This window comes from Deltaproteobacteria bacterium (assembly GCA_016210005.1).
Classification (GTDB): Bacteria; Desulfobacterota; Binatia; order HRBIN30; family JACQVA1; genus JACQVA1.
Map to the genome: position 1 here is coordinate 21,383 of JACQVA010000103.1, position 7,549 is coordinate 28,931.

A 7,549-nucleotide genomic window follows, 5' to 3' on the forward strand; every position below is an offset into this window, starting at 1 on the left:
TACGATTACGGTGACGCATCCTGCAGGGTCTGCTGTCCCGGATGGGAGAGGATCAAGGTGAGACGCCGCGCTCGTACTAGAGCGCGACCAACACTCCTTCGCTCGGCCCCAGGGCCAGCGCTTGCAACGTTATGGAACTACCTGTGACCCGGCCGGCAGCGGTCGTCGACAGCTCGAGGCGGCCGGACTCGAACGGCAACGACACCGTGCGGGCCGCGCCGGCGAAGTTCAAGGCGATCAGCCGGCGCTCGCCGTCGTGCTGGCGCAGGTAGACGAAGGTGTCGGGGGTGCTGGGCAAGGCCCGGTAAGTGCCGCGGGTGAGCGCAGGTGATTGCTTGCGGTACCAGATCAGGCGTCGATAGAAGCTCAGCAACGAGCCGGGGTCGCGCTGCTCGGCGGCGACGTTGATACGCTCGTGCTCTGCCGCCAGCGGCAACCAGGCATCGGCGGCGGTGGTGAAGCCGGCCAGCGGCCCGGCGGTCCACTGCATCGGCGTGCGGCAGGGGTCGCGGCCGACGGCGGGGAAACGCTTGCCGACCGGATCACAGATGCGCTCGGGCGGGATGACGCCGTCCTGCATGCCGATCTCGTCGCCGTAGTAAAGGAACGGCGTGCCCCGCAGTGTCAGCAGCATGAGCGCGGCCACGCGGGCACGGGCGTCGCCGTGAACGCGGTCGTCGAAGCGCGTGCGGTGGCGGGGGGCGTCGTGGCTCGAAAGGACGTAAGTCGGCTGCGCCCCGGCCGGCAACAGGGCTTCAACCTGCGCCACCTGCTCGCGAAACGCCGCCGCGTCCCACGGTGTCCACATGAAGCTGAAGTTGAACGCCAGCGGGAGCTCGTCATCGCCGTTGCCGTAGTAGGCGGCGACGCGCTGCGGGTCGAGGATGTAGACCTCGCCCACCATTGTGCGCTCGCCGTAGCGCTCGAGGATGCGCCGCCAGCCGCGGATGATGCCGTGCACCTCGGGTTGATCTTCGTCGTAACGATGCACCTGGCCGCCGTAGTGCTTGATCGGATGCTCCTCCTCCGGCGCCGGCGGCGGGTTGGAGCGTAGCGCCGCGTCCTTCACCATCTTGTGGATCACATCGACACGGAAGCCATCGACGCCCCGGTCGAGCCAGAACTCGATCACCCGCTCCATCGCCGCCGCCACCGCCGGGTTGCGGTAGTTCAGGTCCGGCTGTTCGGCCAGAAATGAGTGCAGATAGTACTGCCCGGTGGCGTCATCGCGGCTCCAGGCGGGCCCACCGAAGGAACTCGCCCAGTTGTTGGGCGGGCCGCCGTCCGGTGCCGGATCACGCCAGATGTACCAGTCGCGCCGGGCATCGGTGCGCGAGCTGCGCGCGGCCCGAAACCACGGGTGCAGGTGCGAGGTGTGGTTGGGCACGAGATCGAGAATGATGCGGATATTGCGCCGGTGGGCTTCGGCGATCAGCTCGTCGAGCTCGCTCAGGGTACCGAACAGCGGCTCGACTCCGCAGTAGTCGCTGACGTCATAGCCGAAGTCGAACATCGGCGACGGGTTGATCGGCGTCAGCCAGAGCGCATCGACGCCGAGGGAGTTCTCGGTGCCGTCATTCAAGTAATCCAGCCGTTGCGTAATGCCGGCGAGATCACCGACGCCGTCACCGTTGCTGTCCTGAAAGCTGCGCACGTAGATCTCGTAGCAGACCGCTTCGCGCCACCATTGCACCGACATGCCGGCGGGCATAGCGAAGGGGCGAAGAGGAGTCCAGCCGGGAAAGCGTCCGAATGCTGTGGGGTGGGGGGGGGTAAGCGGATAGACCCGAGCGAGGAGACCCACAAGTTTGGCGCGCGCCCCCTCAGCCCGCCGGTTCCGGCAGGGTGAAGTAGAAGGTGGCGCCCTGTTCGGGCAGGCTTTCGGCCCAGATGCGGCCGCCGTGGCGTTCGATGATGCGCCGCACGGTGGCCAGACCGATACCCGAGCCCTCGAACTCCGAGCTCGAGTGCAGGCGCTGGAAAGGGCCGAAGAGTTTCTGCGCGTAAGTCATGTCGAAGCCGGCGCCGTCGTCGCGCACGAAATAGACCGCCTGGGGTTGGCTGCTGGCCGGCTCTTCGTCCTCGGCGGCGCGCGCGCCCGGCGCTAGCTCCGCCGTGCCGAACTCGATCCGGGCAGTGGCGTGTTTGCCGGTATACTTACAGGCATTGCCGAGCAGGTTGTCGAGCACAACGCGCAGCAGCCGAGAGTCGCCGTAAGCCATCACGCCTTCGGCAATGATGAAACTAACCACGCGCTCGGGTTGCCCGCGCCCCAAATCGGCAGCGGCCGCCCGCGCCAGCGCGCTCATATCGACAGCGCTGCGGTGCATCTCGGCGCGCGTCAGGCGGGCCAACTCGAGCATGCCGTCGATCAGCTCGTTCATCCGCTGCACGGAATTATCGACGCGCTCCAGGTAGTGACGGCCTTCGCCGTTGAGCCGGTCGGCGTAGTCGATGCGCAGCAGGCGGCTGAAGCCGGCAATCGCCCGCAGCGGCGAGCGCAAGTCGTGCGAGACCGAGTAGCTAAAAGCCTCCAGCTCCTTGTTCGCCGCCGTCAGCTCGGCGGTGCGCTCTCTTACCCGTTGTTCGAGATCGGTGTTGAGTCGGCGCAGTTGCTCCTCGATGTGGCGCTCGTAGGTAACGTCGCGGGTGACTTGCACGTAGTTGCTGATCTCTCCGCGCGCGTCGCGCACGGGCGAGGTGACAACTTCACCCTCGTAGGTCGTGCCGTCCTTGCGCCGGTTGATACAATGCCCGGCCCAGACCTTACCGTGCGTGAGCGCGTCCCTCATGGCGTCGTAGTGCTCCGCTCCGTGCTGGCCGCTCTTGAGCAGGCGGGGATACTGCCCGATGACTTCCGCCCGGGTGTAGCCGGTGAGCCGCTCGAAGGCCGGGTTGACGTAGACGATAGCGCCGTCGGGCTTGGTGATCATCACCGACTCGGCCGCCTGCTCGATGGCGGCCGACAGTCGGGCGCGCTCCTCTTCCGCCCGCTTGCGCTCGGTGATGTCTTCCCAGATCGATACCAGATGAGTGATCTCGCCGCGGGCATCGCGCACCGGGGCGATGTTGTGCTCGGCGACGAACAGCTCGCCGCTCTTGCGCCGGCTGATGATTTCGCCGTGCCAGACCTGGCCGGAGAGAACCGTCTCCCATAGCTGCTGGTAAAAGGCCCGGTCGTGCTCGCCGGACTTGAGGATGCGAGGGTTGTGGCCGATCGCCTCCTCCCTGCGGTAGCCGGTATAGCGCTCGAAGGCCGGGTTGACATACTCGATGACGCCGGCGCGGTTGGTGATCACCACCGACTCGCCCGCTTGCTCCACGGCCGAAATCAGACGCGCCCGCTCTTCTTCCAGCTGCTTGCGCTCGGTGGTGTCGCGGCAATTGACCACGATGGCCCCCACCGCCGGCTCGCTCAACAAGTTGGTGGCCACCACCTCCACCCAACGCCAGTCACCGTCCTGGCGGCGCACGCGATACTCGTTGCCGGTGACGTCGCCCGAGCGTTGAATGAACGCAGCCATCCGGCTGGTGATCTGAGGTTGATCGTCGGCGTGGGTGACTTCAAACACGCTGCGCCCCACCAGCTCGCCCTCTTCGTATCCCAGAATCCGGCGGATGGCCGGGCTGGCGTAGGCAATCGTGCCGTCGGGATGAACCAGGGCGACGCCGTCGGCGCTCTGCTCGGTCAAGGCGCGGAAACGCTGCTCGCTGGTTTGCAGCGCGGCCTCGGCCCGGCGCCGCTCGGCGTCGATTTGGTCCAGCATGCGCGCGTTCAGCACGGCTAAGATCGCGAACATGATGCTGGCGGCCACCGCCATCAGCGACAGACCGAACTCCGTCTGGTAAAGGCCCGCGCGCTGCCCGGTCAGCCGTATCCAACCGAGGATCAGCAATACCGCGATGGCCGGTACCAAGAGGCGGCGGATCACCACCCCGCCGGGACCATCGCTGGTAACCAGCACCGCAATGCCCTGCGCGGGCCGAGCACACAGCACCCCGAGGCTCAGCAGCCCCAGCGCCACGGCGGTGTGCAACGCCATCGCCGAGCTCGCTGCCATCCGGTACAGCATCGGTACGCCGTAGACGTAACCCACCAGGGCGACGAAGGAGATGGCGGCAGCCACCAGCGCGAGCATTTGTGCCGGCCGGTGCCGCCAACGGCCGTTGGTGTCGAGCAGCAGCAGCGCCCCCGCGAGTAGCAGTAGGCAAAGCGCGGTCTCGACCGCCATCCGCCCGGGGTGAACGGTCTCGACTGCTCCCGCCACTTCTCGGAACAGCAACTGGTCGATGCCGAAGTCAAATCCCAGCAGGTATTCGCCGAGCGTGAGCGCGCTGAGCACGGCGACCGCCCCGGCAGCGATGCGCGAGCCGCGGTGACGATTGGGCTCGGCCGCCTCGTACCACAGCGCGCCACCGAGCAACACCAGCGCTAGGGCGGAGTTGGCCTTCATGGTGGCCAGCTCGGGAACTACGCTCTTCAGGACGGCAATGTCGGCGGCCCAGCCGAGCAGCGCGAGACCGCCGATGCCGGTAACGATCTGCCCCGCCGTGCGGGCAAACAGCGACAGCGAGCGCTCCTTGGGCGCTCTTACCCCCACGAACCTCCAGCCCTCGGCCATTACCGCATGTTTCTCTTGAGCGGCCGGCGGATACAAGGCGTAAGTGTAGGAATTCGCCTTAGCTGAGGGTAGGAAGATACCTGATACCGGCACATTTCGCCCGTGCCGGTCCGCGCCCGCTTCAGTGGGCCAAGCGGTGGCGCAGGGCGTAGCGGATCAACTCGGCGGTGCTCTTCATGCGCATCTTGGCCAGCATGCGGGTGCGGTGGGTGCTGATCGTCTTTACGCTGATACCGAGTGTGCGGGCGATCTCGGTAAGCGATTGACCCGCGGCCAGCGAGCACAGCACCTGGAATTCGCGATCGGAGAGGCAAGCGTGCAGCGGCTGCTCGGGATCGCCGCCGACTCGCTCGAAGGCCAGGGTTTCGGCCAGCGCGGCGCTCAAGTAGCACCCGCCGCGCGCCACCTTGCGCACGGCCGTCACCAGTTGTTCCGGAGCGCACTGCTTGCTGAGGAAACCGGCGGCACCCGCGCGCAAGGCGCGGACGGCGTATTGCTGCTCGTCATGGATCGTCAGCATCAGCACCCGCGGGCCGGTCTGGGTACGCGCCGCCAGTCGCTTGAGCACATCGAAGCCGCTGCAATCGGGGAATTCGACGTCGAGCAGCAGCAGATCCCACTTGCTCGCCCGCACCTTCTGCAACACCTCCTGCCCGGTACTGGCTTCGCCCACCTGAACAGGCTCGTGCGCCTTTTCCAGGATCCGTTTGATGCCGGCTCGCACCACCGCGTGATCATCGGCGACCAGGACTTTCATCAGGTGCCCTCCTGTGCTGCCCGGCGACTGCCTGCGGCCAGCGGAATACGTACGCTGACGCGCGTGCCCCGGCCGCGCGCGCCGGCGACGTGTACGCAGCCGTCCCATAGCGACGCCCGTTCGCGCATGCCGACCAAGCCGAGCGAGCGAGTGCTGGCCGCCTGGGTTTTCGAGATGCCCTTGCCGTTGTCGCCGATCTTGACAAAGAGCGTAGAGTCGTCCTGGCGCAACGTCACCTCGACGCGACTGGCCCGGGCATGACGGGCGACGTTGGTCAAAGCTTCTTGCAGGATGCGAAACGCGGTGGTGGCGCGCTCGCGCTCGATCGCCAAGTCTGCCCCTGCCGGCGTTACCCGCAAGCGTGTCCGTACGCCGGTGCGCCGCTTGAACTCTTGCAGCTGCCAGGCGACGGCCGCGGCCAGGCCGAGTTCATCGAGGATGCCGGGCCGCAGCTCGGCGGTGATTCGCTGCACCGTGCCGATGGTGTCGTCGAGCGTGCGCACCAATGCCTGCGCTTGCTCGCTCGCGGGTCGGCGCCGCGTGCCGATCTCCTCGGCCAAAGCCACGAGGTCGAACTTGACGGCGGTGAGCACCTGCCCCAGCTCGTCGTGGATCTCGCGGGCCACGCGGGTGCGCTCGACCTCCTGTGCCGCCAGCACGCGATTGGCAAGCGCGCGCAGCTTTTCTTCGGAGCGCTCCAGGCGCTCCTCCCCCCGCTTGCGCTCGATGTAGTTGCCGATCTGGTTGCCGAGCCCGTCAAACACGTGCAGCAGATCGTGATTGGGCGGCTGTGGATCGCGCTTGAAAAAGGCCATGACCCCGACCACATGGCCGCCATGGCGGATGGGAAAGGCAAAGGCGCTACGCAAGCCGGTGCGCTGCGCAGCACCGAGGCGGACGAAGTACTTGTCGGCACTCAGCTCGGGAATCCAGCGCGGTCGTCCGGAGGTCCACACCCGCCCAGGCAGGCCGGCGCCGGGGGCGAAAGTGGTGCCGTGGCTCTTCAAGGCGAACGGGCCCGGGTTTAACCCCGGCGCGTGCCATAGGCCGGCCCAGCGCAGCACGTTGGCCTTGGTGCAGACCTGCCATAACTCGCCGAGATCCCAGCCCGCCGCCTCGCAAACGGCTTGGAGCAACCGCGGCGCCGCCTCGACCAGCGAGGGCGATTCCGCCAGCACGCGTGCCACCGCGTATTGCGCCGCCAGTTGCCGCTCGGCTCGCAGGCGCTCGGTGACATCATCGGCGGTGGCCACCAGGGTCTCGATTTGACCGTCGCGCAGCAGCGGACTGGTGCGGATGCGGAGGGTTGGCCGCCCGCCGTCTTTGCGGGTCAGCGTTGCCTCATAACCGCTGATCTGCTCGCCTCGAATCGCCCGCGCAAACTGCTCGTTGACCCCGGCTAGCTCCTGGCCGGTGAACAGCATCGCGTACGGTCGGCCGAGTAGCTCGTCAACGCCGTAGCCGCTGATCTCGGCCGCGCGCCGATTGGCGAAGGTGAAGCGGCCTTCCAAATCCAAGGCGCAAACTGCGCAGGCGATGTTCTCGGTAACCCGAGTGCTGAACTCCGAGGCCCGCCGCAACGCAGCTTGCGCCTGCCGCCGCTCGGTAACGTCGCGCACCGTTGCTACCACCGCCTCGATCTCGCCGTCCGCCGGAAACGGGCTCAACATGTACTCGTAGCGGCGCTGCCCGGCGGCGGTGGGGAAGTCGATTTCGGTCGTCACCGTTTGCCCGCCGGCGAACACCGCCCGGAAATCAGCCGCGAAGTGTTCCATGACCTCCGCCGGAAAACCCAGTTCGTGCCCGGTGCGCCCGACCATCTGCTCCGGGGTGAGACCAAGCACACGAGCACCAGGCGCGCTGGCGTAACGGTACCTGCCGTCACGGTCGATGAGGTAGACGTGATCGTGCGCCGCTGCCAGCAGGGCATCGAGCATCTGTGCATGTCGCGTTATCTTGGTGGTCCAGAGAGAGCGCCGGCGGATCAAACTCATCGGGCGGCATTATCCCAGAAACCGAGCACGGAAAGCCAGAGGGCATCTTCGCCTATCTTCGCCTATGTGGTGTGGGGGTGTGCGACAAATTTGTGGGTAACGTGCAGCCGACCGGGCAAATCCTCGCCAGTCTGACAGTACTGTGTACTGTCAGGCCGAGGCCCATGGCCGAAAGG

Annotated in this window: 4 protein-coding genes; all 4 read right to left on the bottom strand. The window is 66.8% G+C overall.

All coding sequences use genetic code 11. The features are described from left to right. Positions 1-76: 76 nt before the first annotated feature. Positions 77-1,699, bottom strand: a complete 1,623-nt coding sequence (locus tag HY699_10175) for a DUF3459 domain-containing protein (protein ID MBI4516165.1) — start codon at positions 1,697-1,699, stop codon at positions 77-79. A gap of 124 nt (positions 1,700-1,823) precedes the next feature. After that, a complete protein-coding gene (locus HY699_10180; protein ID MBI4516166.1) occupies positions 1,824-4,622 on the bottom strand; it encodes a PAS domain S-box protein in 2,799 nt (932 codons plus the stop codon). A 121-nt stretch (positions 4,623-4,743) separates the two neighbouring features. After that, positions 4,744-5,379 carry a response regulator transcription factor gene (locus tag HY699_10185; protein ID MBI4516167.1) on the bottom strand — a complete coding sequence of 212 codons (636 nt, stop codon included), beginning with the start codon at positions 5,377-5,379 and terminating at the stop codon, positions 4,744-4,746. After that, a complete protein-coding gene (locus HY699_10190; GenBank protein ID MBI4516168.1) occupies positions 5,379-7,373 on the bottom strand; it encodes a PAS domain S-box protein in 1,995 nt (664 codons plus the stop codon). Before HY699_10190 ends, HY699_10185 begins: the two co-directional genes overlap by 1 nt. Positions 7,374-7,549: the final 176 nt, after the last annotated feature.

Coding starts and splice junctions, on each gene's coding strand:
- HY699_10175 (MBI4516165.1), bottom strand. CDS start 1,699: ATGTCGGTGCAATGGTGGCGCGAAGCGGTCTGCTACGAGATCTACGTG.
- HY699_10180 (MBI4516166.1), bottom strand. CDS start 4,622: ATGGCCGAGGGCTGGAGGTTCGTGGGGGTAAGAGCGCCCAAGGAGCGC.
- HY699_10185 (MBI4516167.1), bottom strand. CDS start 5,379: ATGAAAGTCCTGGTCGCCGATGATCACGCGGTGGTGCGAGCCGGCATC.
- HY699_10190 (MBI4516168.1), bottom strand. CDS start 7,373: ATGAGTTTGATCCGCCGGCGCTCTCTCTGGACCACCAAGATAACGCGA.